The 25102-nt window shown below is 66.5% G+C and carries 22 protein-coding genes; 14 read left to right on the top strand and 8 right to left on the bottom strand.

All coding sequences use genetic code 11. The annotated features are described in order from the left end of the window. Positions 1 to 126: 126 nt before the first annotated feature. The 6 genes from AC5P8C_RS03545 to AC5P8C_RS03520 are packed head-to-tail and all read left to right on the top strand — an operon-like array spanning position 127 to position 8841. Positions 127 to 1731 carry a glucoamylase family protein gene (locus AC5P8C_RS03545; protein ID WP_019660460.1) on the top strand — a complete coding sequence of 535 codons (1605 nt, stop codon included), beginning with the start codon at positions 127 to 129 and terminating at the stop codon, positions 1729 to 1731. Next, entirely contained in the window at positions 1700 to 3076 is a 1377-nt protein-coding gene (locus tag AC5P8C_RS03540) for a sugar ABC transporter substrate-binding protein (protein ID WP_194445152.1), read from the top strand. Before AC5P8C_RS03545 ends, AC5P8C_RS03540 begins: the two co-directional genes overlap by 32 nt. Further along, positions 3073 to 3954, top strand: a complete 882-nt coding sequence (locus AC5P8C_RS03535; protein WP_005410323.1) for a carbohydrate ABC transporter permease — start codon at positions 3073 to 3075, stop codon at positions 3952 to 3954. Before AC5P8C_RS03540 ends, AC5P8C_RS03535 begins: the two co-directional genes overlap by 4 nt. After that, positions 3951 to 4787 (top strand): carbohydrate ABC transporter permease, encoded by an 837-nt coding sequence (locus AC5P8C_RS03530; protein WP_111097843.1) that lies wholly within the window; start codon positions 3951 to 3953, stop codon positions 4785 to 4787. The genes AC5P8C_RS03535 and AC5P8C_RS03530 overlap by 4 nt, the downstream gene beginning before the upstream one ends. Next, positions 4784 to 7951, top strand: coding sequence for a discoidin domain-containing protein (locus AC5P8C_RS03525; protein WP_495218343.1), 3168 nt, complete (start codon positions 4784 to 4786; stop codon positions 7949 to 7951). The genes AC5P8C_RS03530 and AC5P8C_RS03525 overlap by 4 nt, the downstream gene beginning before the upstream one ends. Positions 7952 to 7953: 2 nt before the next feature. Beyond that, complete coding sequence (locus AC5P8C_RS03520) at positions 7954 to 8841, top strand: endonuclease/exonuclease/phosphatase family protein (protein WP_019660456.1); 888 nt, start codon at positions 7954 to 7956, stop codon at positions 8839 to 8841. Positions 8842 to 8958: 117 nt separating this feature from the next. Here the strand turns inward: AC5P8C_RS03520 and AC5P8C_RS03515 are convergent, their stop codons facing one another. Further along, positions 8959 to 12246, bottom strand: a complete 3288-nt coding sequence (locus AC5P8C_RS03515) for an Rne/Rng family ribonuclease (protein WP_495218342.1) — start codon at positions 12244 to 12246, stop codon at positions 8959 to 8961. A gap of 407 nt (positions 12247 to 12653) precedes the next feature. Here AC5P8C_RS03515 and AC5P8C_RS03510 point away from each other — a divergent pair, with 407 nt between their 5' ends. After that, the gene (locus AC5P8C_RS03510) at positions 12654 to 13628 is read left to right on the top strand and encodes an RluA family pseudouridine synthase (RefSeq protein ID WP_495218341.1); all 975 of its coding nucleotides are present in this window, start codon (positions 12654 to 12656) and stop codon (positions 13626 to 13628) included. Between the two features lie 547 nt (positions 13629 to 14175). On the opposite strand, the gene zupT is transcribed toward AC5P8C_RS03510, so the two are convergent. From zupT to AC5P8C_RS03495, 3 genes are all read right to left on the bottom strand, one after another. After that, a complete protein-coding gene (gene zupT, locus AC5P8C_RS03505) occupies positions 14176 to 14985 on the bottom strand; it encodes a zinc transporter ZupT (RefSeq protein ID WP_019660453.1) in 810 nt (269 codons plus the stop codon). Between the two features lie 98 nt (positions 14986 to 15083). Beyond that, on the bottom strand, positions 15084 to 15500 hold the full coding sequence (locus tag AC5P8C_RS03500; RefSeq protein WP_019660452.1) for an energy transducer TonB: 417 nt from the start codon (positions 15498 to 15500) through the stop codon (positions 15084 to 15086). Next, on the bottom strand, positions 15497 to 15847 hold the full coding sequence (locus AC5P8C_RS03495) for a 4a-hydroxytetrahydrobiopterin dehydratase (protein WP_233653947.1): 351 nt from the start codon (positions 15845 to 15847) through the stop codon (positions 15497 to 15499). The genes AC5P8C_RS03500 and AC5P8C_RS03495 overlap by 4 nt, the downstream gene beginning before the upstream one ends. Before the next feature lie 90 nt (positions 15848 to 15937). Here AC5P8C_RS03495 and AC5P8C_RS03490 point away from each other — a divergent pair, with 90 nt between their 5' ends. Next, a complete protein-coding gene (locus tag AC5P8C_RS03490) occupies positions 15938 to 16537 on the top strand; it encodes an NfuA family Fe-S biogenesis protein (protein ID WP_233653948.1) in 600 nt (199 codons plus the stop codon). Between the two features lie 10 nt (positions 16538 to 16547). After that, positions 16548 to 18314, top strand: coding sequence for a hypothetical protein (locus AC5P8C_RS03485; RefSeq protein WP_233653949.1), 1767 nt, complete (start codon positions 16548 to 16550; stop codon positions 18312 to 18314). A gap of 102 nt (positions 18315 to 18416) precedes the next feature. On the opposite strand, the gene AC5P8C_RS03480 is transcribed toward AC5P8C_RS03485, so the two are convergent. Further along, positions 18417 to 18830, bottom strand: coding sequence for a barstar family protein (locus AC5P8C_RS03480; RefSeq protein ID WP_019660448.1), 414 nt, complete (start codon positions 18828 to 18830; stop codon positions 18417 to 18419). After that, the gene (locus tag AC5P8C_RS03475; RefSeq protein WP_111101752.1) at positions 18830 to 19282 is read right to left on the bottom strand and encodes a guanyl-specific ribonuclease; all 453 of its coding nucleotides are present in this window, start codon (positions 19280 to 19282) and stop codon (positions 18830 to 18832) included. Before AC5P8C_RS03475 ends, AC5P8C_RS03480 begins: the two co-directional genes overlap by 1 nt. A 221-nt stretch (positions 19283 to 19503) precedes the next feature. On the opposite strand from AC5P8C_RS03475, the gene AC5P8C_RS03470 reads away from it, so the two are divergent. Beyond that, positions 19504 to 20115, top strand: a complete 612-nt coding sequence (locus AC5P8C_RS03470) for a superoxide dismutase (protein WP_005410310.1) — start codon at positions 19504 to 19506, stop codon at positions 20113 to 20115. A gap of 131 nt (positions 20116 to 20246) precedes the next feature. Here the strand turns inward: AC5P8C_RS03470 and AC5P8C_RS03465 are convergent, their stop codons facing one another. After that, entirely contained in the window at positions 20247 to 21092 is an 846-nt protein-coding gene (locus AC5P8C_RS03465; protein ID WP_233653950.1) for an endonuclease/exonuclease/phosphatase family protein, read from the bottom strand. 162 nt (positions 21093 to 21254) lie between these two features. Here AC5P8C_RS03465 and AC5P8C_RS03460 point away from each other — a divergent pair, with 162 nt between their 5' ends. Beyond that, positions 21255 to 22820, top strand: a complete 1566-nt coding sequence (locus tag AC5P8C_RS03460; RefSeq protein ID WP_111098433.1) for a POT-type proton-dependent oligopeptide transporter — start codon at positions 21255 to 21257, stop codon at positions 22818 to 22820. Positions 22821 to 22827: 7 nt separating this feature from the next. Continuing rightward, positions 22828 to 23454 (top strand): rhomboid family intramembrane serine protease, encoded by a 627-nt coding sequence (locus AC5P8C_RS03455; protein WP_164145193.1) that lies wholly within the window; start codon positions 22828 to 22830, stop codon positions 23452 to 23454. 41 nt (positions 23455 to 23495) lie between these two features. Here the strand turns inward: AC5P8C_RS03455 and AC5P8C_RS03450 are convergent, their stop codons facing one another. Beyond that, the gene (locus AC5P8C_RS03450) at positions 23496 to 23657 is read right to left on the bottom strand and encodes a hypothetical protein (protein WP_167692790.1); all 162 of its coding nucleotides are present in this window, start codon (positions 23655 to 23657) and stop codon (positions 23496 to 23498) included. A gap of 209 nt (positions 23658 to 23866) precedes the next feature. Between AC5P8C_RS03450 and AC5P8C_RS03445 the strand changes: the two genes are divergently transcribed. Beyond that, positions 23867 to 24169: a GNAT family N-acetyltransferase gene (locus tag AC5P8C_RS03445; RefSeq protein ID WP_019660442.1), complete on the top strand. Its 303-nt coding sequence runs from the start codon at positions 23867 to 23869 to the stop codon at positions 24167 to 24169. Between the two features lie 37 nt (positions 24170 to 24206). Continuing rightward, positions 24207 to 25088: a DUF3298 and DUF4163 domain-containing protein gene (locus AC5P8C_RS03440; RefSeq protein ID WP_134732265.1), complete on the top strand. Its 882-nt coding sequence runs from the start codon at positions 24207 to 24209 to the stop codon at positions 25086 to 25088. Positions 25089 to 25102: the final 14 nt, after the last annotated feature.

The raw sequence follows: 25102 nt of genomic DNA, 5'->3' as shown, positions 1-25102 counted from the left end.
GCGTGGGCAATGATCGCGGTGTCAAGCCACGTTTTTCGTGGTTTTTTAAGAACGCACGTTGTAAACGATTTCAGATCATTGGACGTTATGCTTTCCCATCGATCAGACCACCGGAGGAACCGCGCCATGCAGGCACGCCATCTGTTGTCCGCCGCAGCGCTGAGCCTGGCCGTGGCCGCCTGCCAGCCGGCCCAGCAGGAACCTGCCAAGCCCCGCCCGCCGGTGATCCTGATCGAGGCCGACGCACCGCCGCGGCCGATGAAGCCGGAGCTTCCTCCGCTGTTCGATGACATCGAACGCCGCACCTTCCAGTTCTTCTGGGACACCACCAACGAAGTGAACGGCCTGACCCCGGACCGCTATCCGTCGCGGCCGTTCGCCAGCATCGCTTCGGTCGGCTTCGCACTGACCGCCTATCCGATCGGCATAGAAAACGGCTGGGTCAGCCGCAACCAAGCGATCGATCGGACGCTGACAACGCTGAAGTTCTTCCGCGATGTGCCGATGGGCCCGCAGCGCACCGGCAAGGCCGGCTACAAGGGCTTCTACTACCACTTCCTGGACATGCAGGAAGGCCGTCGCTACGACAGCTGGGTCGAACTGTCCTCGGTGGATACCGCACTGCTGATGATGGGCGTGTTGTTCGCGCAGTCGTACTACGACGGCGATGATCCGCGCGAGAAGGAGATCCGCCAGATCGCCGACACCTTGTACAAGAAGGTGGACTGGCCGTGGCTGCAGCAGCGTGCGCCGCTGATCTCGATGGGCTGGTTCCCCGAGAGCGGCTTCATCGACCACGACTGGATGGGCTACAACGAGGCGATGATGGTCTACATCCTTGCCCTGGGGTCGCCCACGCACCCGGTCAGCCCGGATGCGTGGACGGTGTGGACGCGCACCTACGACAACGACTGGGGTGTTTACCAGGGCCAGGAATACCTGTCCTTCGGCCCGCTGTTCGGCCACCAGTACAGCCACGTCTGGATCGACTTCCGCGATATCCAGGACGCATACATGCGCGAGCGCGGCAGCACTTATTTCCTCAACAGCCGCTCGGCTGCGCTGGCCCAGCGCGAATACGCCATCGCCAACCCGATGCAGTGGAAGGAGTATGGCGAGAATGTGTGGGGCCTGACCGCCAGCGATGGCCCGCAGAACACCACGCAGGAGTACCGCGGCGAGCAGCGCCAGTTCCGCCATTACTCCTCGCGCGGCGCTGGGCTGCGCGAGAATTTCGATGACGGCACCATTGCCCCGACTGCTGCGATCGCCTCGGTGGTGTTTGCGCCGGAGCAGGTGATCCCGGCCACGCTGGAAATGCACAAGCGCTACGGCGACTACATCTATTCCAGCTACGGCTTCCTGGATTCATTCAACCCCAGCTTCAACTACGACATCCCGATCAAGACCGGCCGCCTGGTGCCGGATCGCGGCTGGGTCGCCAGCGATTACATCGCCATCGACCAGGGACCGATCCTGACCATGATCGCCAACTACCGCAACGATTTCGTGTGGGAGGTGATGAAGAAGAACCCCTACATCCGCAAGGGACTGGAGCGGGCAGGGTTCAGCGGTGGCTGGCTGGCGCCGGAAGGCGCGTTCCAGCCGCTGGAGCTGCAGAAGGACGAAAAGGCCGCGGCGGCACGCGCGGTGGGTATCGCCGAATCACGCGCGGCTGCCGCGCAGGAACAGAAAAACAATGCCAACCGCAACACAGGGCAGGGGAAGTAACCCGGTGCCGAACTGGATCGACCGCCTGCGCCGCTGGGCGCTGCCCGCCCTGGCCGCTTTGGCCGTGGCCGGCTGCGCCCGCACCGAGCCTGGAACCACCACCGTGCGCTTCTGGGCGATGGGTCGCGAAGCCGAGGTGGTCAGCGAGCTGATCCACGAGTTCGAGGCCGAGAACCCCGGCATCAAGGTGGATGTGCAGAACATCCCGTGGACGGCAGCGCACGAGAAGCTGCTGACCGCGTTCGCTGCCGATGGCCTGCCGGATGTCTGCCAGCTCGGAAACACCTGGGTGCCCGAGTTCGCCGAGCTCGATGCGCTGACACCGCTGCAGCCGTTCGTCGATCACTCGGCGGTCGTTGATGAAAAGGACTACTTCCAGGGCATCTGGGATACCAACGTGATCCACGGCGAGCTGGTGGGCGTGCCGTGGTACGTCGATACACGCCTGATCTACTACCGCAAGGACCTGCTGGCCAAGGCCGGCTACGACCACCCGCCGCGTACCTGGGCCGAGTGGGACGAGCAGATGGCGGCGATCAAGCGCATGCAGGGGCCGAACCGCTATGCGGTGCTGATGCCGATCAATGAGTTCGAGCAGCAGTTGTCCTTGGCACTGCAGCAACCCGATCCGCTGCTGCGCGACGATGACACCCGCGGCAATTTCGCCAGCCCGGGGTTCCGCCGCACGCTGGCCTTCTACGCCAACATGTTCGAGCAGGGCTGGGCGCCGAAGATGTCCGAGACGCAGATCTCCAACGTCTGGGACGAGTTCTTCCGCGGCTTCAACGTGTTCTACATCTCCGGCCCCTGGAACATCCGCGAGTTCAAGAAGCTGCAGCCGAAGGAACTGGAAGGGCAGTGGGGCACCGCGGCGCTACCGGGTCCGGACGGCCCCGGCGCCGGCATCGCCGGTGGTACCAGCCTGGTGATCTTCCGCAAGTCGCAGCAGAAGGAAGCGTCGTGGAAGCTGATCGAGTTCCTGTCGCGGCCGCAGATCCAGGCGCGTTTCCATTCGATCATCGGCGATCTGCCGCCGCGCCGCAGTACCTGGAACGCACCGTCGCTGGCCAACGATCCGCTGGCAGCGGCATTCCGTGACCAGCTGGAGCGGGTCAAGCCGACGCCGAAGGTGCTCGAATGGGAGCGCATCGTGCAGGAAATGCGCATCGTCACCGAGAAGGTGGTGCGCGGTGGCCTGCCGCAGGACAAGGCCGTGGAAGAACTGGACCAGCGCGTGGACAAGGTGCTGGCCAAGCGCCGCTGGATGCATGAACAACAACGCCTGCAGCAGCGCGCACCGTCGTCGCAGTCCAGCAGTGCCGTAGCCGCCGGGAGCGCGCAATGAAACGTACTTCGCTTGCCGGCTGGATCTTCGCCGGGCCCTCGTTGATCGTGCTGGGCGTGTTCTTCGGCCTGCCGGTGGCTTCGGCGCTGGCGCTGAGCGTGACCGACTTCGACCTGTATGCCCTGGCTGACAGCAGCAACCTGCGGTTTGTCGGCCTCGGCAACTACATCGACCTGCTGCAGACACCGATGTTCTGGAAGTCGCTGTGGAACACCACCTACTTCGTGCTGATCGGGGTGCCATTGTCGATCGGCGTGTCGCTGGGCGCGGCGATGCTGCTCAACGCGCCGGCCGCGCGCTTCAAGGCGCTGTTCCGCACCGCGCTGTTCGCGCCGGTGGTGACCACGCTGGTGGCGGTGGCGGTGATCTGGCGTTACCTGTTCCACACCAGCTACGGCCTGGTGAACTACGGCCTGGGCCACCTGGGCATCAGCCCGATCGACTGGCTGGGCGATCCCAACTGGGCGATGCCGACCATCATGCTGTTCGCGGTGTGGAAGAACTTCGGCTACAACATGGTGATCTTCCTGGCCGGCCTGCAGGCGATCCCGCATGACCTGTACGAGGCTGCGCGCATCGACGGCGCCTCGCGCTGGAAGCAGTTCCTGCACATCACCCTGCCGATGCTCGGCCCGGTGCTGCTGGTGGTCGGGGTGATCACCGTGTCCGGCTACTTCCAGCTGTTCGCCGAGCCGTATGTCATGACCCGCGGCGACCCGCTGCAGAGCACCGTCAGCGTGCTGTATTTCATGTTCGAGGAAGGCTTCAAGTGGTGGAACCTGGGACGCGCCTCCGCCGTGGCGTTCCTGCTGTTCCTGATCATCCTGGCGGTGACCACCGTGATGCTGCGTTTCGGCCGCAAGAGGCAGTTGGTATGAGTCGTGAAATCGGCCAGTCGCGCTGGTACCCGTGGTTGATCAATGGTGCGTTGCTGGTGCTGGCCCTGGTCAGCCTGGCACCGCTGCTGTGGATGCTCTCGGTCTCGTTCATGCCGCAGGGCGAGGCCAGCCATTTCCCGCCGCCGCTGCTGCCTTCCAGCATCACCACGCACAACTACCATGAGTTGTTCGCGCGCACTGGCATGGGCGGCAACTTCGCCAACAGCCTGCTCGTCTCGCTGGCGATCACCTTTGGCTCACTGTTGCTCAACACCATGGCCGGCTATGCGTTCGCCAAGCTCAACTTCGTCGGCCGCGAGCGCCTGTTCCAGGTGCTGATGGCGGCGCTGGTGATTCCAGCGCAGGTGGCGATGCTGCCGCTGTTCCTGCTGATGAAGCAGCTGGGCCTGGTCAACAGCTTTGGTGGGGTGATCGTGCCGGCGCTGGCCAGCGTGTTCGGCATCTTCCTGGTGCGCCAGTACGCGCGTTCGATCCCGGACGAGCTGCTTGAAGCGGCGCGTATCGACGGGGCAGGGGAGCTGCGCATCTTCTTCCAGATCGTGCTGCCGATGCTCAAGCCGGTGCTGGTGACCCTGGCGATCTTCACCTTCATGGGCGCATGGAACGATTTCATGTGGCCGCTGATCGTGTTGACCGATCAGGAGCACTACACTTTGCCGGTGGCGCTGGCCACCCTCTCGCGCGAGCACATCATGGACGTGGAAATGATGATGGCCGGCGCGGTGGTCACCGTGGTCCCGGTGCTGGCGCTGTTCCTGGTGCTGCAGCGGTACTACATTCAAGGTCTGTTGCTGGGGAGCGTCAAGGGATGAAGCGAGCGATCGCCGTTGGACTGGGCCTGCTGTGGACCTCCCTGGCGATCGCCGCGCCACCGGCGCTGCCGGCACCGAAGGTGCTGGACGACTTCGACGACGTCGCGGCCTGGAAGCTGGTGTTGTCCGACCAGGTCAGCGGTTCGCTGCGCCCGGTCAGTGGCGCTGGCGGCGGCCGCGCGCTGTGCCTGGACTATGACTTCCACGATGTCTCCGGCTACGTCGGCATCCGCCGCGCGCTGAACATCGAATACCCGGTCAATTACCGTTTCGGCTTCCAGTTGCGCGGTGATTCACCGGGCAACGACCTGCAGTTCAAGTTGATCGATGCCAGCGGTGACAACGTCTGGTGGGTCAATCGTCCCGGCTACAGTTTCCCCAAGGGCTGGACGCCGGTCGAGTACCGCCGCCGCCAGATCGACAAGGCGTGGGGTCCCTCGCCCGAGAAGGAGATGGCGCGCAGCGCCGCAGTCGAGTTCACGATCTACAGCAAGGTCGGCGGCCGCGGCACCGTATGCTTCGACAGGCTGACCCTGCAGGGGCTGCCACCGCAGGATGATTCGGCGCTGGTGCCGTCGGTGATTGCCGATACCGCCACCGCGCTGCAGGACCGCATGATCGACGGCAAGAGCGACACGTTCTGGATCAGCGGTGGCGTCAAGCAGCAGACCATCAGCCTGGACCTGCAAAAGAGCCGCGAGATCGGCGGTGTCGTGATCGATTGGCTGCCGAACCTGGAAGCCAATCGCTACACCGTGCGGACGTCCGAGGATGGCCGGGATTGGCGCATCGTGCGCGAAGTGACCAGCGGTGCCGGTGGCCGCGACTGGCTTGCCCTGCCGGATACCGACGCGCGCTACGTGCGTTTCGATCTGCGCGATGGCCCGAACTGGCGCTATGGCATCCGTGACATCGCACTCAAGCCGCTGGCGTTCGCCGCCACGCCCAATGCCTTCCTGTCCTCGGTAGCCGCCGATCTGCCGCGCGGTTCGTTGCCGCGCGCGTATGTGGGCGAACAGCCCTACTGGACCCTGCTCGGCCTCGATGGTGGCCAGGAGCAGGCGCTGATCAGCGAAGATGGCGCGCTGGAGCCGGCCAAGGGCAGCTTCAGCATCGAGCCGTTCATCCGCCTGGACGGCAAGCTGCTGGACTGGTCGAAAGTGGCTATCACTCAGTCGCTGCAGGATCACTACCTGCCGATCGCCACCGTCGACTGGGTGCATGAGAAGGCCGGACTCTCGGTGACCGGTTTCGTGCAGGGCACGCCCGAGCGTGCGCAGCTGATCGGCCGCTACCGGCTGAGCAATCCGGACAAGGTCGCGCACGAATACACCCTGGCACTGGCGATACGGCCGTGGCAGGTCAATCCGCCCACCCAGTTCCTTAATACCGTCGGAGGCTTCAGCCGGATTGATGCCCTGGATGTAGGTGAGCAGCTGGTTCGGGTCAACGGTGAGCCGCGGATCTATCCGCTGCAGGTACCGGACGCGCGCTTTGCCAGTACGTTCGATGGCAAGCTCGATGCGATGCATCTGGAAAGCGGCACGTACCCGGCGACCACGGCGGTGAAGGACAGCACCGGCATGGCGTCGGGTGCGCTGGTGTACACGATCAGGCTGGAGCCCGGGCAGAACCGTGAGGTGGCGGTGGTGCTGCCACAGACCGGTGGCTGGGCGCCGCAGGCGCTGGATGTGGCCAAGGCGCAGGCGCAGGTGGCCGAGCAATGGCGGAAGAAGCTGGGCGTGGTTTCGCTGCAGGTGCCTGCTGCAGGCCAGCCACTGGTCGACACCCTGCGCACGGCGGTGGCGCACATGCTGATCTCGCGTGTCGGACCGCGCCTGCAGCCGGGCACGCGGTCGTATGCGCGCAGCTGGATCCGCGACGGCGCGATGATCTCCGAGGGCCTGCTGCGCATGGGGCGCAGTGATGCGGTGCGCGATTACATCAACTGGTATGCGCCGTACCAGTTCGAAAACGGCAAGGTGCCGTGCTGCGTCGACGCGCGCGGCAGCGACCCGGTGCCGGAGAACGACAGCCATGGCGAGTTGATCTACAGCATCGCCGAGTATGGGCGCTACACCGGCGACAGCACGTTCACCGAGCTGATGTGGCCGCACGTGCAGGGCGCCTACAACTACATGGAGCAGCTGCGCGCCAGCGAGCGCACCGAGGAAAACCGCGCGCGCAACCCGGCGTTCTACGGGATGATGCCGGCCTCGATCAGCCATGAAGGCTATTCGGCCAAGCCGATGCATTCCTACTGGGACAACTTCTGGGCGCTGCGCGGCTACAAGGACGCGGCGCTGCTGGCGACCCAGCTGGGCAAGGTCGAGGCGATGCAGATCGCCGAATCGCGCGACCAGTTCCGTGCTGACCTGCAGGCCTCGCTGCTGTCGGCGATGCAGCAGCACAACATCGATTACCTGCCGGGCTCGGCCGAGCTGGGCGACTTCGACGCCACCTCCACCACGATCGCGCTTGCCCCCGGCGGCGAGCAGGGCCGGCTGCCGCAGCAGGCGCTGGAGGCGACCTTCGAGCGCTACTGGAACGAGTTCGTTGCCCGTCGCGATGGCAAGCGCGAGTGGAAGGATTACACCCCGTACGAATGGCGCAACGTGGCAGCGTTCGTGCGCCTGGGCTGGCGCGACCGCGCCTGGCAGGCCACCGAGTTCTTCTTCAGGGACCGCGCGCCACAGGCCTGGAACCAGTGGGCCGAAGTGGTCTCGCGCACGCCGCGCAAGCCGTTCTTCGTCGGTGACCTGCCGCACGCCTGGGTGGCTTCGGACTTCGTGCGCTCTGCGCTGGACATGTTCGCTTACAACCGTGATCTGGACGATGCGCTGGTACTGGCCGCCGGCGTGCCGACCGCGTGGCTGCAGGGCGAGGGCATTGCCGTGCAGGGCCTGCGCACGCCGCAGGGGCAGTTGAACTACCGCCTGCAGCGCAGCGACAAGCAGCTGGTGCTGGAGGTGCAACCGGGCCTGGTGCCGCCGGTCGGTGGTGTGGTGCTGCCGTGGCCGTATGCTGGCGACCCGGGCGAGGCGAGCATCAACGGTGAAGCGGCCCAGTGGATCAACAGAGAACTGCACGTGCACCAGCTGCCGGCGCGGATCGAGATCGACGTGCCGAGCGCAGTGCGCCGCGCCGAACGCAAGGGGCAGTAACGATGAAGCAGCAGCGGGCGAAGGTGCGCACGTCGGTGCGCGCCCTGGGGCTGGCCATTGCAATGGCATTGCCGGGCGTGATGATGGCGGCTGAACCGGCTGGCACGACTGTGGCGCCCGACGTTGCCAGCGCGCCGGGCATGAGCATGGTCACCTTCAACCTGCACCACGACCGCGAAGACTGGCCGAGCCGGCGCCGCACCATCCTGGCCGAGCTCAAGCGCCTGCAGCCGGATGCGGTTGCCCTGCAGGAAGTGATCCAGCGCCGCAACGTGCGAAACCAGGCGCAATGGCTGGCCGGCCAACTCGGCTACAGGTATGTGTTCGTGTCCACCGATCCGGTCGCGGCACCCAAGCGCTACGGCAATGCGCTGCTGACCCGGCGGCCGATCCTCGCTCAGGGCGATCATCTGCTGCAGCCGCTGGACGACTACCGCACCGTGGCCCACCTGCGCATCGACGTCGACGGCACGCCGGTAAACATCTACGCCACGCATCTGAACGAGCGCAGCGACGAGAACGGGCAGCGCATCCGTCGCACCCAGGTCGAAGACCTGCTGCGCTTCATCACTGCAACCTCGGCCGGTGCACCGGTGGTGATCGCCGGCGACTTCAATGCACTGGTGGATGCCGGCGACCTGAGCGAGCTGCGCAGCCACTACGGCGACAGCTACGGCAGCGTGCATGTCAACACCGATCTGTCCGCGGTCAGTACGCTCAACCGTCACTATTACCAGGCGCCGTCGCGGATCGACCACATCTTCTTCCAGCAGGACGAGATGGTCGCACGCGAGGCGAAGATCCTGTTCGACCAGCCCGATGACAGCGGTCGCTGGGCCTCGGACCACTACGGCGTGTGGACCCGCCTGCAGTTCGCGCCGAAACCCTGACGCAGGCACGCTTGGGTAGGTGCCAACCTTGGTCGGCACGGTTCGGCCCGACGCACAAACAAAAACGGCGGGGATCATTGATCCCCGCCGTTTCGTTTTCACGCTATCAAGGCGCGATCAGTTCGACGGAGGCGTGCGCTTGGCTGCCTCTTCGTCTTCTTCATCGGCCCTGGCTTCTGCAGCCTGCGCTGCGGCGTCGGCATGGCCATCGGCGACCGGATCGATCGACGGCGTCACCACGGCTTCGGCGACCGGGGCAGCGGCCTCGATCGGCGCGGCTTCCACCGCCACCGGCGCGACCGGCTGTTCCACGATCGGCGCAGTCTCGACGACCGGCGTGGCTTCAACGGCCGGGGCGGCCTCCACCACCGGGCCACTCTCACTGGCCACCGGCTTGGTTTCAACCACCGGGGTTGCTTCAACCACCTGCGGCTTCGATTCCACGACCGGCGCGGCCTCGACCGCGACCGGCTTCGTTTCGATCACCGGAGCGGCTTCAGCCACTGCGGTCGTTTCAGCCACAACCGGCTTTGCTTCGATCACCGGCGCGGCAGCGTCCACCACCGGAGTGGCGTCGGCGACCGGCTGGACCGGGGTCGCAGCGTCGATGGCATCGAGCATGCTGGTCTGCACCGGCGAGGACACCGTTTCAGTTTTCGCAGCAGCCTCGGCCGGCGCCTGCGCTTCAGCCGCGACGGGGGCGGAGACTTCGACCACGGCGCTGCTCACCACCGCAACCGGTGCGGAAACCGCAGCGGCGGCAGCGCGGGCCGGCTTCCCGGCTTCGATGGCGATCGGCTCGACTTCGTCATCGAAGTCGAACTCCGGCTGCGAACGGACCGGCTGCACCGCAGCAACCGGAGCGGTTCCGGCGGTGTTGTTGACGCTCGGCTCGGCGCCGTCGGTGTCTTCACCGTCATCACCATCGTCCTGGTCATCGCCCAGGGCGTCGCTGCCGACGGCATTCTCGGTGCCACCGCGACGACGGCGACGGCCACCACGACGGCCACGACGACGGCGGGTTGCGCCTTCGCCTGCCTGCTCGCCATTGGTGTCGGTTGCAGCCTCCTCGCCGGCAACCGCAGTCACCTCGGCCGCGCTGCCAGCGTTGGCAGCGGTGTCGGCCGACGCAGCGGCTTCCACCGGAGCGGCGGGTGCCGGAGCAACCGGCGTCACCGGCGCGGTGGCTTCCAGCGCGTTCACCCCGTTGGCGGCGACGGCCGTAGCGGCTACGGCTGCCGCTGCGGTCACGGCTTCGGCAGCTGCTTCGGCGGCATTGCGCTGCGGCTTCTCGGCCGGCTTGTCACCGTCCTGCTGCTGCGGGCGCGGCTGCTTGGGCTGCTTCAGCTTTGGCTGCTGGTTCTGGTTCTGGCCCTGCTGCTCGTTGCGCGGCTTGTTCTGCTGCTGCGGCTGCTGCTGGCCATCCTTGTGCTGCGGCTCCTTCTGCTTGCCCTGCTGCGGCTGCTGCTGCGCATTGCCGTTGTTGCCGTTGCGGCCGTCCTTGCGCTGCTCGCCGCGGTCCTTGCGGTTGCCGCCATCCTTCTGCTGCTGCGCGTTGCCATTGCCACGACTGTCGTCGCGACGGTCCTTGCGGTCCTTGTTGCGATCCTTGTTGCGGTCCTTGCGGCCACCGTCCTGCGACTGACGCGCCGCCGGAGCGGCCGGCGCCGGCGCCGGGGCCGGCTCGCCACCGAACACGCGCTTGAGCCAGCCGATCACGCCGCCGCTGGGGGCCGGGGCCGTCGGTGCGACCGCGACCGGGGCCGGGGCTGCCTTGGCCGGCTCAACTTCCTCGCGAACCGGGGCGGGCGAGGTGTGTTTGACCTGGGTCACCGCCGGCGGCGGGATGTTCAGCTGGCCCTTGGTCAGCGCGTGCACCGGCAGCTTGCGCGGGGTGCCCCGCTGGTAGCTGGGCTTGCTGCTTTCTTCACCCAACTCGTTCTCGCGCAGGCGGGTGACGGTGTAGTGCGGGGTATGCAGCTGCTCGTCGGCCACGATCACGATCGGCGCCTCGTGGCGCTGCTCGATCTCGCGCAGGGCGCTGCGCTTCTCGTTCAGCAGGTAATTGGCGATCTCCACGGGGGCCTGCACCAGCACCTGCCCGGTGTTCTCCTTCATCGCATGCTCTTCGGCGACGCGGATGATCGACAGCGACAGCGACTCGACGCTGCGCATGCGGCCGTGGCCGTCACAGCGCGGGCAGACGATCTGGCTGGACTCGCCCAGGCTCGGGCGCAGGCGCTGGCGGCTCATTTCCAGCAGGCCGAAGCGCGAGATGCGGCCGACCTGGACGCGGGCCCGGTCGTACTTCAGCGCGTTGGCCAAGCGATTCTCGACCTCGCGCTGGTGCTTGTTGGAGGCCATGTCGATGAAATCGATGACCACCAGGCCACCCAGGTCGCGCAGGCGCAGCTGGCGGGCCACTTCCTCGGCCGCTTCCAGGTTCGTCTGGAACGCGGTGTCCTCGATGTCGCTGCCCTTGGTGGCGCGCGAGGAGTTCACGTCGACCGCGGTCAGTGCTTCGGTCTGGTCGACCACGATCGAGCCGCCCGACGGCAGGCGCACGTTGCGCTCGTATGCACCTTCGATCTGCGACTCGATCTGGAAGCGGTTGAACAGCGGGATGTCGTCCTTGTAGTGCTTGAGCTTGCGCAGGGTCTGCGGCATCACCTGCTGCATGAACTCGCGGGCGTGCTCGTACATCTCCTCGGTGTCCACCAGGATCTCGCCGATGTCGGCGCGCAGGTAGTCACGCAGGGCGCGCACGATCAGGCGCGACTCCTGGTAGATCAGGAACGGAGCGGGCTTGCTCAGCGCGGCTTCGGCGATGGCGCGCCAGACGTTGAGCAGGTAGTCCAGGTCCCACTGCAGTTCTTCCGCATCGCGGCCGACGCCGGCGGTACGGATGATCACGCCCATGTCGTCGGGAATGTTCAGCTTGTCCAGCGCGTCCTTCAGCGCGGCCCGGTCTTCGCCCTCGATGCGGCGGGACACACCACCGGCGCTGGGCGAGTTCGGCATCAGCACCATGTAGCGGCCGGCCAGCGAGATGAACGTGGTCAGGGCGGCGCCCTTGTTGCCACGCTCTTCCTTGTCGACCTGGACGACGATCTCCTGGCCTTCCTTCAGCAGTTCGCGGATGCCGGCCTTGTTGTGGTCGACGCCGGCCTGGAAGTAGTCGCGGGAGATTTCCTTCAACGGCAGGAAGCCATGGCGGCCACCGCCGTATTCGACGAAGGCCGCTTCCAGCGAGGGCTCGATGCGGAAGATCCGGCCCTTGTAGATGTTGGACTTCTTCTGTTCCTTCGACGGCTGCTCGATGTCGATGTCATACAACGACTGGCCATCCACGATGGCAACACGCAGCTCTTCAGCCTGCGTTGCGTTGATCAGCATTCGCTTCATTGTTGCGTTCCTCGCAAGCGGCTACCGCGCGGAACGCCATGGGGTTTCGCCTCTGGACACGGCTCGCCGCCCATTCGCGCAAGCGCGGGGAGGGCGGCTTGGGTTTCCAGCGCTACGACACCACGGCAGGCCGCGGGAGCGCTTCACTCTTATGGGTTTTGGGTGTTGCGGGGCCGCAGGCAGCTGTCAGCCAGGCTGGAGCGCCACGCGGGACATGTTCAGCACGGTTGCGTGTCAGGCATCCGGCGATGGCCGGGAAGGCCGGTGAGCCGCTAACATGGCCGCCCCGCGGGCGGTGGTCGCGCACTGTGCCGGATTCGTCGGAAGCTGGGCTTCTGGCCCTGAGTAACTTCCAACGAAATCAATCCCTTATCTCGCCCCCCGAGTGTAACAGAATAAACAGCCTGATGACCGCCCAAGACCCCACCAAGCCCGCAGGCGACAAGCCTTCCGTGCGCATGATCACCGTTCCCGCCGACCGCGCCGGCCAGCGCCTGGACAACTTCCTGCTCGGCCAGCTGAAGGGGGCCCCGCGCAGCCTGGTCTACAAGCTGGTGCGCAGTGGCCAGGTGCGGGTCAACGGCGGTCGCGCCAAGGCCGAGCGCAAGCTGGAGGCGGGCGATGAGGTGCGTGTACCACCCGTGCGTCTCAGCGAGGAGGGAGACAAGGCCGGTCCACCTGAGGCGTTCATGCGCCGCCTGGAGCAGGCCATCGTGTTCGAGGATGCCCGCCTGCTGGCCCTGAACAAGCCCTCTGGCGTGGCCAGTCATGGCGGCAGCGGCATCAGCTTCGGGGCGATCGAGACCCTGCGTGCGCTGCGCCCGGGGCAGACCCTGGAGCTGGTCCATCGGCTGGATCGCGACACCTCCGGCCTGCTGATCGTGGCCAAGAAGCGCTCGGCGCTGAGTGAACTGCAGGCCCTGCTGCGTGAAGACCATGGCGCCGGCATCCGCAAGCGCTACCTGACCCTGCTGGCCGGGCGCATGCCCGATGGCGTGATGACGGTGGACGCGCCGCTGCACGTGGGCCTGCGCCAGGGCGGCGAGCGCCATGTGCAGGTCAACGCGATCGGCAAGGAATCGATCAGTCACTTCCGGGTGCTGGAGCGCCGCGGCGGCCATTCGTACTGCGAGGTGCGCATCGAAACCGGCCGCACCCATCAGATCCGCGTGCATGCCCAGCATCTGGGCCACCCGGTGGCCGGTGACGACAAGTACGGCGATCCGGCGGTGAACAAGCGGCTTCGTGAGCAGATCGGGCTGAAGCGCCTGTTTCTGCACGCGGCTTCGCTGGAGTTCGCGCTGGATGACGGCAAGAGCCCGTACGTGCTGAATGCACCGCTGGCCGATGAGCTGGTTGAGGCGCTGGGCCGCCTGCGCTGACGGCGGTTCGGCGGGGCCGGGTGCTTGGTCGGCGCCGTCGCTTCCCTGCGATGAGTGGGCTCGTCACTTTCTTTGCTCGTGCAAAGTAAAGTAACCAAAGAAACACGCCGCCATCCGCGAGCCGGCGCTGCGCGCCGGTACCCTGCGCTCCTCGGTCCGCCGAGGGGCGGCGCGGAACTCGCTGCGCTCAGACACCCGCGCCTCTTCGCCCTCGCCGGACCTGCGGTGCTCGGCTCGCTACAAGGCGGACCTGACAGCCGCAGCGTAGACCCATACCCGCACGCAGCCCTTGTAGAGTCGAGCCACGCTCGACTCACGCGCGCAGCGCGGGCTTCGCTTTTTCATTCTTTCATCGCGCGGCTGGCACGCCTATAGCCTGTCAGAGGCCGGGCGAGGTGGGTTTGCGGGGGTGTAAGCGCCATGGATGGCGCGCCCAAGCCCCCAAGGATGGGTTTACGGCGTCCCCCGCAAACCCACCTCGGCCGGCCCAACCCGGAATGTCGCTCCGCCAGCCGCGAGGGGGCTCAGCCCGTTGGCCGGGAACCCCTCACCACTTGAACAGCACCAGGCTGATCGCCAGGGTGCCCATGCCGGCCACCAGTCCGTAAACCGTCTCGTGGCCCTTGGCATAGCGCTTGGCCGCCGGCAGCAGCTCATCCAGCGCCAGGAACACCATCACGCCGGCGATCAGTCCGAACACCCAGCCAAACGTGGCGTGCGACAGCGATCCTGACAGCAGCCAGTAGCCCAGCGCCGCGCCCACCGGCTCGGCCAGGCCGGACAGCAGGCTGGCACTGAATGCATAGGCCTTGTTCTGGGTGGCGAAGTACACCGGCACCGCGATCGCGATGCCCTCGGGGATGTTGTGGATGGCAATGGCAAAGGCCAGTGGCATGCCCACCGACGGGCTTTCCAGCGTGGCGAAGAAGGTCGCCAGCCCTTCCGGGAAATTGTGCGCTGTGATCGCGACCGAGGTCAGCAGCGCGACCCGCTTCAGGTACTCGCGGCTGTTTTCGCGGAACGCGGGGTCCTGCTTGTCCAGGCTGTCATGCGGATTGGGAATGAAGTGATCGATCAGCACGATGACGATCACGCCCAGCAGGAACGCCAGGGTGCCGTAGGTGAAGCCGCTGCGCTCGCCATAGGCCAGGGCGAACGATGCGATGGACTTGTTGAGGATTTCCGAGAGCGACACGTAGACCATCGCGCCGCCGGCGAAGGCCAGGCCAAAGGCCAGCAGGCGCGGGTTGGGGCGGCGCGAGAACAGCACCAGCAGGCTGCCGATGGCGGTGGCCAGGCCGGCCGCGAGGGTGACCGCCAGTGCGATCCAGACATTTTCGGGGGGAATCTGCAGCATGTACCGACGCGGTCCTGGTCAACAGACAGCCGCCCCGGATAAGCCCGGGGCGGGGAGGGCGAGGCGGGCGTCGGCTGGCCTCGTCGGGGCGCGCGCGATCAGCCGCCGCGGCGCAAGCGTTCTTCGATGGCGAAGCACTGATCGGGCTTCGGCTGCGGCGGGTTGAAGCTGACCGGCACCTGGATGGTGGCCGGCACGGCAGCGCCGTTACGGGTGGCAGCCTTGAACTGCCAGCCCTGAACGGCCGTTTTGGCCAGCTCGTCCAGCTGCGGATTGCCGGCGCCGGTGAGCAGGGCGACCTCGCTTGGCTTGCCGTCGGTGCCGATGGTCACCTTGAACGTGCTGGTGCCACCCACGCCCATGCAGGCCAGTTCAAGCGGGTACTGCGGCGGCGGCGTCTTCACCGCGGCCACCTCGGTCGGCGCGGTCGCTGGCGGCGCCGGCGGCTCGGAGGCACCACAACCGGCCAGGCCGGTCGCAGCAATCAGGGACAGGCTCAGCAAGCGTACGTTCATGGCAGTTGCTCCGTCAGGGCCGAAGTCTTCGCAGCGCAGATGAAGTCGTTCTCGCTCAGGCCGCCCACGTCGTGGGTGGAAAAGCGCACCACAGCGCGGTCGTAGTGCACGGCCAGGTCCGGATGGTGGTCCTCGCGGTGGGCAATCCAGGCCAGCGCGTTCACGAAGGCCATGGTGGCGTAGTAATCCTTGAAGCGGAAGGTGCGCGTCAGGGCCTGGCTGCCCTCGCTCAGCTCCCAGCCGGGAACCTGCGGCAGCAGTTCGGCCAGGCGGGCCTCGCCGAGCTTGTGGTCGCTGCCTTTGCGTGGCACGCAACGGGCCTGGGCCAGTGGAATCAGGTCGGCCATGGGAATCTCCACCTCGTGTTGACTGAACAATGCGCCGGACGGTGTATAAACCGAATGAGCGGCTGACGCGTACTTGGCTAGAATAGCCTGATGATCCAGATCTCCGACACTGCCCAGACCCACTTCCGCAAGCTGATCGAACGCGAGGGCGTGCCCGGCATGGGCGTGCGCCTGAGCGCGGTCGACCCCGGCACCCCGCGCGCCGACGCCCGGCTGGAGTTCGCCGAACCGACCGACCTGCTCGGCGATGAGTGGGCGGTGGACTGCGAAGGATTCACCCTGTACGTCGATGCCGGCAGCGTCGGCTGGCTGGACGGGGCCGAGATCGACATCGTCGCCGGCAGTGCCGGTACCCAGCAGCTGACCATCAAGGCGCCGCGCATCAAGGGTGAAGCGCCCGGTGATGCGGCCTCGCTGGTCGAGCGCGTGCACTGGGTGGTGGAGAACGAAGTCAATCCGCAGCTGGCCTCGCATGGCGGCAAGGTGGCCGTGCAGGAAGTCTCGGCCGACGGCGTGGTACTGCTGCGCTTCGGCGGTGGCTGCCAGGGCTGTGGCATGGCCGATGTGACACTGAAGCAGGGCATCGAAAAGACCCTGATGGGCCGCGTGCCGGGCGTGACCGCCGTGCGCGACGCGACCGACCACGACAGCGGCCACGCGCCGTACATCCCGCGCGACAACGTCGCCTGATCGCTGACGCGTGCCTCTGACCCGGGCCGAGCAACTCATCGATCTACTGCTGGCGCGCCAGCAGCCCCGCGCCGTCCTCGAGAAGACCACGCGCCTGCCTTATGGCTGGGCGCTGTGGCTGCGCTCGCTGGGGCCGCTGCCGCGGCCGTACCACGCGCGCGACGTGATCGCGGTATTGCTGCCCCGATCGTTGCCGGGGCCACCCGGTCAATCGCCGCAGCTGTCGCCGTGGCAGGCGCTGCGCCGCTTGTTCTGGCAGGACTGGGATGCTGCGCCGCGCGACCAGCGCTGGATGCGTTGCGTCTCGGCCTTGGCCAGTGCGCTGCTGCATCTGCTGTTCTTCATGCTGCTGCTATGGGTGGCAGTGATCCGCACCTCGGCACCGGAAGAACAAGGCGCCGAGGGCGAGCGCGTGCAGGTGGAGTTCGTCGGTCGCGCTACCCAGGAAGGCGGCGGCGATCAGCCAGGTGCGGAAGCGGCGGCCGCTGCACCGCCGGGCCAGGTTGCAGCTGGCCAGAACGCAGGGGCCGCAACGGCGCCTGAGCCGCGTCCGGCGTCCGCGTCGGCAGCTGCGTCCGCACCCGCTCCGGCTGCAGTGGCCAGCGTGCCGCCGCCGCCCGCCGAATCCGAGCTGGCGCCGGTCGCGGCACCGCCGCCGTCTCCGGTGCAGGCCACCGAAGTGGCGCAGGCCAGTACGGATTTCGTGGTGCCACCTGTCAGCGTGCCGCGCACGGAGATCAGCATCGTGCCGCGCGACACGGTACCGACGGTGCGCGAGCGCAGTGTGCAGCCGGTGCAGGTGCCGCCGGCCCCGGCCGCACTGCGTGCGCCGGAGATCGCGGTGCGGACGCCGCAGCTGCGTGACATCCCGGTGCAGGAGCGTGAAATCAGTACGGTCGATGCACCGGCGATATCGCAGCCGCTGCGCACGGCCGATGTACAGGTCCGTGTGCCGCAGCGCGATGTGCAGGTGCGCGAGCGCGAAGTGCAGGCCGTGGTCGATCCGCAGGTACGGATGGCTGCTGTGGCCGGGCGCGAGCCGACCGTGCGAGCGCCGGCAGGCCGTGACCTGCAGGTGCGCGAGCGCGAAGTCGCGTCGGCACCCGCGGCGGCGCCTTCAACGTCCAGCGGCAGCGCGCCAGCGACAACGGCCGCGCCTGCGGCCAGTGGCAGTGCGCGCCAGGCCGAAAGCAGCACGCCACGGCCGTCCGCCTCCAGCACGGCACCGGCCCAGGCTGGAGCGCGCCCGGCCCCCGATCCGGGCAACTGGGCCACGCCCGCCAAGGGCGATGACTGGGGGGCGTCGAGCCGCAAACAGGACGGCGCCGACAAGGGCGCCCGCCAGGCCAGCGCCACCGGCAAGGGCAGTGGCCTGTTCAACGCCGATGGCAGCGTCCGCGTGCCGGGCCAGGAAGGCGATGGACGTGCCGAGCGCGGTGCGCCCGGTGGTGCCAACGATGGCTGGAGCAAGGAACGCATCGCGCAATCGGGCACCTGGTTGAAGCGACCGCCTTACGACTACACGCCCACGTCATTCGACAAATACTGGGTCCCGCAGGAATCGCTGCTGGCCGAGTGGGTGCGCAAGGGAATAAAGGCAATGGAGATTCCGTTGCCGGGTACCAATACGAAGATTTCCTGCGTGATCTCGATCCTGCAGGCCGGTGGTGGCTGTGGCCTTACCAATCCGAACATGCAGGACCAGCCGGCCGTGGCGCGGCCACCGCCGGACATTCCGTTCAAGAAAGAACTGCAGGAAGATAACGGGAGCCGGTAGGCTAGGGAGCGCGCCACGCCCTGGCAGGCTCGCTTGGGTAGGTGTCAATCTTGGTTGGCGCAGAAGCGCCGACCAAGGTCGGCATCCACCACGGCAGTGACCTTACGCGCTCTGCGACAGGAACACCCAGAACGGGACGTCGCGGCCAAGCCAGTCGCGGCTGGTCTCGTCCATCACGTCCAGCAGGGTGTCGAAGTCTTTCTGCGCGGTGGCGCGCAGCGCGTCCACGTCGCACAGGAACAGTGCATAGCCGTTGGCTGGCAGCCATTGCAGGTCGCGTAGATTGTCCGACAGCGCATCCCAGTTGCCGCCGAAACCGGCCGGAAAATCCAGCTGCGCGGCCAGCCGTGCGAGCAGGGTGCGCTTGTCGGCCACCCCTTCCAGATCGATGCGGATCACCTTCAGCCCGGCATCGCGCATTGCGGCGGCCAGGGCGCCGATGTCGTCGCTGTCGATGGCGTAGACACCGGCATTGTTGATGTCGTGCAGGCCGAGGCCGAAATCGTCATGGCTCATCACTGCGCTCCCTGGGCCGGTACGGTGAAGCTGCGGAATGATTCGTAATGGTCGTCGGTGTAGTACCACGCCTCCGGCGGATCGCCGCCGGTGACGATGCGGCGCGTGCCACGGGTGCGCGCGCCGGGGGTGTCCACGGTGTATTCGCGGTAGTAGCCGCGCGGACGCTGCGGTAACTGCTGTTCGCGGTTGCCGAACGTGCTGCCATCCTGGCGGTGCGGGAACGGCCCGCCGCGCTGGATCAGCGCGATCGTCTGCAGGGCTTCGGCGGGCAGGAAGGCGGGCAGACCGTTGCCCTTGCCGGGCGTGGCCGTGGCCGGTGCGCGCGCGGCAGGCGCACCCTGCAGGTCCGGCGCGAACTGCGGCGCCGGCGGGCGCTGCATGAAATGGTTGACTACCAGGCCGAGCAGCAGCAGGGCGATGGCGGTGATCAGCAGCCGGGGGTTGCGCATGGGCAAGGGAGCGGGCGAGGGTGGTGCTCGCACTGTAGCGCCTGCGCGCTGCACGGCGCATGAGGAGGGGGCTGCGTCACCGCCGCGTAACAATTGCCGTCGTGCTCACCGGCGGGACGCAATTTCCTTTACATCCCCCTTGGTAATCTGCCGTTCTGTCCCCATCATTCACCGCGCACCGCCCGACAACGTCGGGTGCCCTCGCAATCAGGAGATGCACCATGGCCTATACCCTGCCCAAGCTGTCCTACGCCTACGACGCGCTGGAACCGCATATCGATGCGGCGACGATGGAAATCCATCACACCAAGCATCACCAGACCTACATCAACAACGTCAACGCGGCGCTGGAAGGCACCGAGTACGCTGACCTGCCGGTCGAAGAACTGGTGAAGAAGCTCAAGTCGCTGCCGGAGAACCTGCAGGGTCCGGTGCGCAACAACGGTGGTGGCCATGCCAACCACTCGCTGTTCTGGACCGTGATGGCTCCCAATGCTGGCGGCAACCCGGTGGGCGACGTGGCCAAGGCCATCGACAAGGACCTGGGCGGCTTCGACAAGTTCAAGGACGCCTTCACCAAGGCGGCGCTGACCCGTTTCGGTAGCGGCTGGGCGTGGCTGAGCGTGACCCCGGACAAGAAGGTGGTGGTCGAAAGCACCGGCAACCAGGACAGCCCGCTGATGGAAGGCAACACCCCCATCCTCGGCCTGGACGTGTGGGAGCACGCGTACTACCTGAAGTACCAGAACCGTCGCCCGGAATACATCGGCGCGTTCTTCAACGTCATCGACTGGAACGAAGTCGAGCGCCGTTACCAGGAAGCGATCGCCTGATCGCGGTGATGGGATGAACGGAGAAGGCCGGGGATAACCCGGCCTTTTCTGTTCCAGCAATCATTCGGTAGTGCCGGCCGCTGGCCGGCAATCGTGTGATCCCCGGGGAGCCGGCCAGCGGCCGGTACTCCCTATTCGGCGGTGGCCGTATTGCCTTGCAGGCGCAACGTGGCCATCACGCCCAGGCGCAGGCCGGGCAGGTCGCCGTCGGCCGGCAGCAGGATCGGCTGCTGGCGGATGCCGTCGAAATGCTTGACCTGGAAGAGCACATCCAGACCATGGCCAGTGCTGCCCCCACCACTGGCCGCAGGCGCCTCGGCTCGGCCGCCGGGATTGCGCCGCGCCGGCTGGAAGCCCGGCGTGCTGCGCACCAGTTCCATCGTGTTGGCCGAGAAGTCGCCGGCGATCAGGCTGGGCATGCCCTCGGCGGTGGCACCAATCCAGGTCATCAGGTCGCTGGTCTGGTGCTGGCGCGCGGCGGCCTCGTCCGGGTCGGGGCGGAGCCGTGCCACATAGATGTTGACCAGCGCCTCGCCCAGCTTCAGCCGCATCATGCCGGCCGCGCTGAAGGTGCCGGGAGGATGCAGCAGGGTTACGCCGTCCTCGCTGACCGGTAGCCGGGTCAGCATCGCGTTGCCATGCCGCAATGTCTGGCTGGGTGGATCGGCGGTAACGAAGTCGCAGCTGTAACGCAGCCGGCTGGCCAGCCAGCAGGCCGGGTTGCGGCCTTGCTGCTGCAGCACCTGCTGCACCGAGATCACGTCCGGCTGCAGGTCGGTCAGCAGTTGTGCGACCTGCTCGCGGCGTTGCTTCCATTGCGCGTCATCGCGGCTGGGCAACTCCAGCGCGGCCACCGTCAGCTGACGGGGCGCGCTCTCACTGGCGGCGGCCGGCGCCTGCGGCCGCGCCTGTACCTGCAACGCCGGCAGCAGCACGAGACAGCTGAGCAGGAGGCGGGCGGGGGCGAGGGGGCGCATAACGATAAGTTTACGCTTTTGTCGTGCAGGTGCCGTGACTTCCGGCAGGGCCTGCACTGCCTGCCATGGATTGGCACCGTTGTCATGCAGCCCTGCAGCGTGCTTCGCAAGCCCCGGTTCCGGTAACCTTGCGCCTTTCGCTTTGCAGGAATGCCTTACAGGATGAGCCACGACGCAGTCGCCCCCATCGCCGGCCAAGGAAAGATGCCGCGCCAGATTCCGTACATCATCGGCAATGAGGCCTGCGAACGGTTCAGTTTCTACGGGATGCGCAACATCCTGGTCCAGTTCCTGATCACCTCGCTGCTGCTGCAGGAAATCACTGCGGAAGGCCGTGCCGGTGAAGCCAAGGACATCATGCACAGCTTCATGATCGGCGTGTATTTCTTCCCGCTGCTCGGTGGCTGGCTGGCCGACAGGTTCTTCGGCAAGTACCACACGATCCTCTGGTTCAGCCTGGTCTACTGCGCCGGCCATCTGTGCCTTGCCCTGTTCGAGAACAGCCGCGAGGGCTTCTTCCTCGGCCTGGGCCTGATCGCCCTGGGTGCCGGTGGCATCAAGCCGCTGGTGGCCTCCTTCATGGGCGACCAGTTCGACCAGAGCAACAAGCACCTGGCCAAGATCGTCTTCGACGCCTTCTACTGGATCATCAACTTCGGCTCGCTGTTCGCCTCGCTGCTGATCCCGCTGGCGCTGAAGAACTGGGGCCCGCAGTGGGCGTTCGGCATCCCGGGCATCCTGATGTTCATCGCCACCTTCGTGTTCTGGCTGGGCCGCAAGCGTTACGTGCTGGTGCCGCTGCCACCGAAGGACCCGCACTCGTTCGCCAACGTGGTGCGCACTGCGCTGACCGCACGCGCGGCCGGCCAGGGCCGCCCGGGCCTGGTGATCGCCGTGCTCGGCCTGGTGCTGGCAGCGGCGTCGTTCGGCCTGGTCGGTTCGCTGGGCATCGTGATCTGCCTGTGCCTGGCGCTGGTGGCCATTCTCGCCGGCATCGGTGGCGGCACCTGGTTGCAGCTGGACCGGGCCCGTGGCCAGCATCCAGCCGAAGCCGTGGAAGGCGTGCGCTCGGTGCTGCGCGTGCTGGTGATCTTCGCGCTGACCACGCCGTTCTTCTCGCTGTTCGACCAGAAGGCCTCGACCTGGGTCCTGCAGGGCCAGCAGATGCAGATGCCGAGCTGGTTCACCGCCTCGCAGATGCAGGCGCTGAACCCGCTGCTGGTGATGATCCTGATTCCGTTCAACAACCTGGTGCTGTACCCGGCCCTGCGCCGCTTCGGCTTGGAGCCGACCGCGCTGCGCCGCATGACCGCCGGCATCGCCTTCAGTGGCCTGGCCTGGATCGTGGTCGGCGGCATCCAGGTGGTGATGGACGGCGGCAACGCTTTGTCGATCTTCTGGCAGATCCTGCCGTATGCATTGCTGACCTTCGGTGAGGTGCTGGTCTCGGCCACCGGCCTGGAGTTCGCCTACAGCCAGGCGCCGCAGGCGATGAAGGGCGTGGTGATGAGCTTCTGGAACCTGACCACCACCATCGGCAACCTGTGGGTGCTGCTGTCGAACGCTGCCGTGCGCAACGACGCGGTGACCCACAAGATCGCCAGTACAGGCCTCAGCGAGGCGGCATTCCTGATGTTCTTCTTTGCCGGTTTCGCCTTCGTCGCGGCGTTGGCCTTCGGTTGGTACGCGAAACGCTATCGTATGGTCGACAACTACCGTAGCGCCTGAGCCTGACATGACCCCCGTCAATCTGCTGTTGATCGCCATCACCGCCCTCCTGTCGTGGATGGCGTTCAACAATCGCAAGCTGGCCGACCGCCTGATCCTGTGGCCGCCGGCCATCGACCGTCACCGCCAGTACGACCGGCTGGTGACCTATGGCTTCATCCACGCCGACTGGTCGCACCTGATCTTCAACATGATCACCCTGTTCTTCTTCGGGGGATTCATCGAGAGCGTGATGGTGCAGCTGACCGGCAGCTACCTGACCTACCCGGCGTTCTACATCGGCGCGCTGCTGGTCTCGATCCTGCCCAGCTACCTGAAGAACCAGAAGAACCCGAACTACCTCAGCCTTGGCGCGTCCGGGGCGGTATCGGCGGTGCTGTTCGCCTTCATCCTGATCAAGCCGTGGTCGATCATCCTGGTGTTCTTCATCCCGGCACCGGCGATCATCTATGCCGCGTTCTATGTCGGCTACAGCATCTGGATGGACAAGCGCGGCGGCGACCGCATCAACCACAGCGCGCATCTGGCCGGTGCGGCGTTCGGCGTGATCTTCATGCTGGCCATGCAGCCGAGCATCTTCAACCACTTCCTGCGCGAACTGTCCAACCCGACCTTCCGCCTCGGCGGCGGTTGAAGCGGGTAGCGGGGCGAATCGGTGACGATTCGCCCCGGTTTTCAGAGCGTGTGCTGCTGGCCGTAGGTATCCAGCAGGCGGGCGAACACTTCCTCGCCGATGCGCTGGAAATCCTGGTCTTCGGTCTGCCCTTCCACCGCAAGTTGCAGCAGGCCCTCCAGCAGGGCGCGGTCAGTATCTGAATGGGAATCGCTGGGGTGCATCGGAGCCTCCGCGGGGGTGCGCATGGTCAACGGTCGCAAGGGGCGTGCCAAGCTGGCCGTACCCCTCCACAGGCGATAGCGGCCGTCAGCGCTCCAGCTTGAGGGTCGCAAACTGACGTGAATGGATCAGACTTGCCCCTGTTCAGGCTTCACGCGATCATGGCGCCCGGCTGCGCACCATCCACGCAGTCGCCGCAGGAGACAGTTCCATGGCTTCGGTCACGCCCCCCGGTCTGGCCTATGAGGTCGAACACGACCTGGCCAACCATCGCTTCACCGCCCGTGTGCGTGGACAGCTGGCGGTGCTGGACTACCAGATCAAGCGCAAACGCATGGTCATCACCCACACCGAGGTGCCTGAGCCGATCGCCGGCCGTGGCATCGCCGGTGAGCTGACCCGCGTGGCACTGCGTTTCGCCCGCGAGCAGAAGTACAAGGTGGTGCCGGCCTGTTCCTACGCCGAGGCGTTCCTGCAGCGGCATGAGGAGTATCACGACCTGCTCGCTGGCTGAACGCCGGCGGGCCACGCTTCAGCCATGGCAGGCAATGATGTACAAACATGAACAGGGGATCCCGATGAAGATTGGAAACAACCGGCCACTGCGCGGCAGTGCGTTGGCCGGCGTGGTGGGCGTGCTGTTGCTGGCCGGTTGCCAGCGTGAAAGCGAGCCGGCACCGGCGGCTGAGGCGGCTCCCGCCGTCGAGGCCACCGCCGCAGCCGAAACGCCGGCCACGGAAGCGCCGCTGGACCTGCGCGACGTGATCGAGAACAACGAGCGCGAAGTGGTGGGCATCAGCTACCCGGCCGGCATCGACCGTTATCCGGGGTTGGCCCGTGCGCTGCAGAACTATGCGACGAGTGCGCGCAGTGACCTGCAACAGGCGTTGGACGGGCTCGGCAACGACAAGCCGACCATGCCCTACGAGCTGTCGCTGAGTTTCGAGAAACTGCTGGAAACCCCGCAGCTGGTGGTGGTCAGTGCTGATGGCAGCCGCTACACCGGTGGCGCCCACGGCGAACCGCTGGTGGCGCGCTTCGTATGGCTGCCGCAGCAGCAGCAGATGCTCAGTGCCGACAAGCTGGTGACCGATGCCAAGGGCTGGAAGGTGATCAGTGAGTTCGTCGCCGACCAGCTGCGCGAACGCGTGGCCACGCGGCTCAGCGGCGAGGACATGGACCCGGCCCAACTGCAGGAATCGCTGCGCAACGCATCGCGCATGATCGCCGACGGGACTGGCCCGCAGGCCGACAATTTCAGCCAGTTCCAGCCACTGACCGACGACAAGGGGCAGATCACCGCGCTGCGCTTTGTTTTCCCTCCGTACCAGGTGGGTCCATACTCGGACGGCACCCAGACCGCCGATGTACCGGCGGCGGTGCTGTTGCCGCACGTGGCCAGGGACTACGTGGAGCTGTTCGCACGCGGTTGACCGCAGTGGAGGAG

It is taken from the genome of Stenotrophomonas sp. YJH_SMC_46 (assembly GCF_059370315.1).
This window is presented reverse-complemented; position numbering and strand designations above follow the sequence as displayed.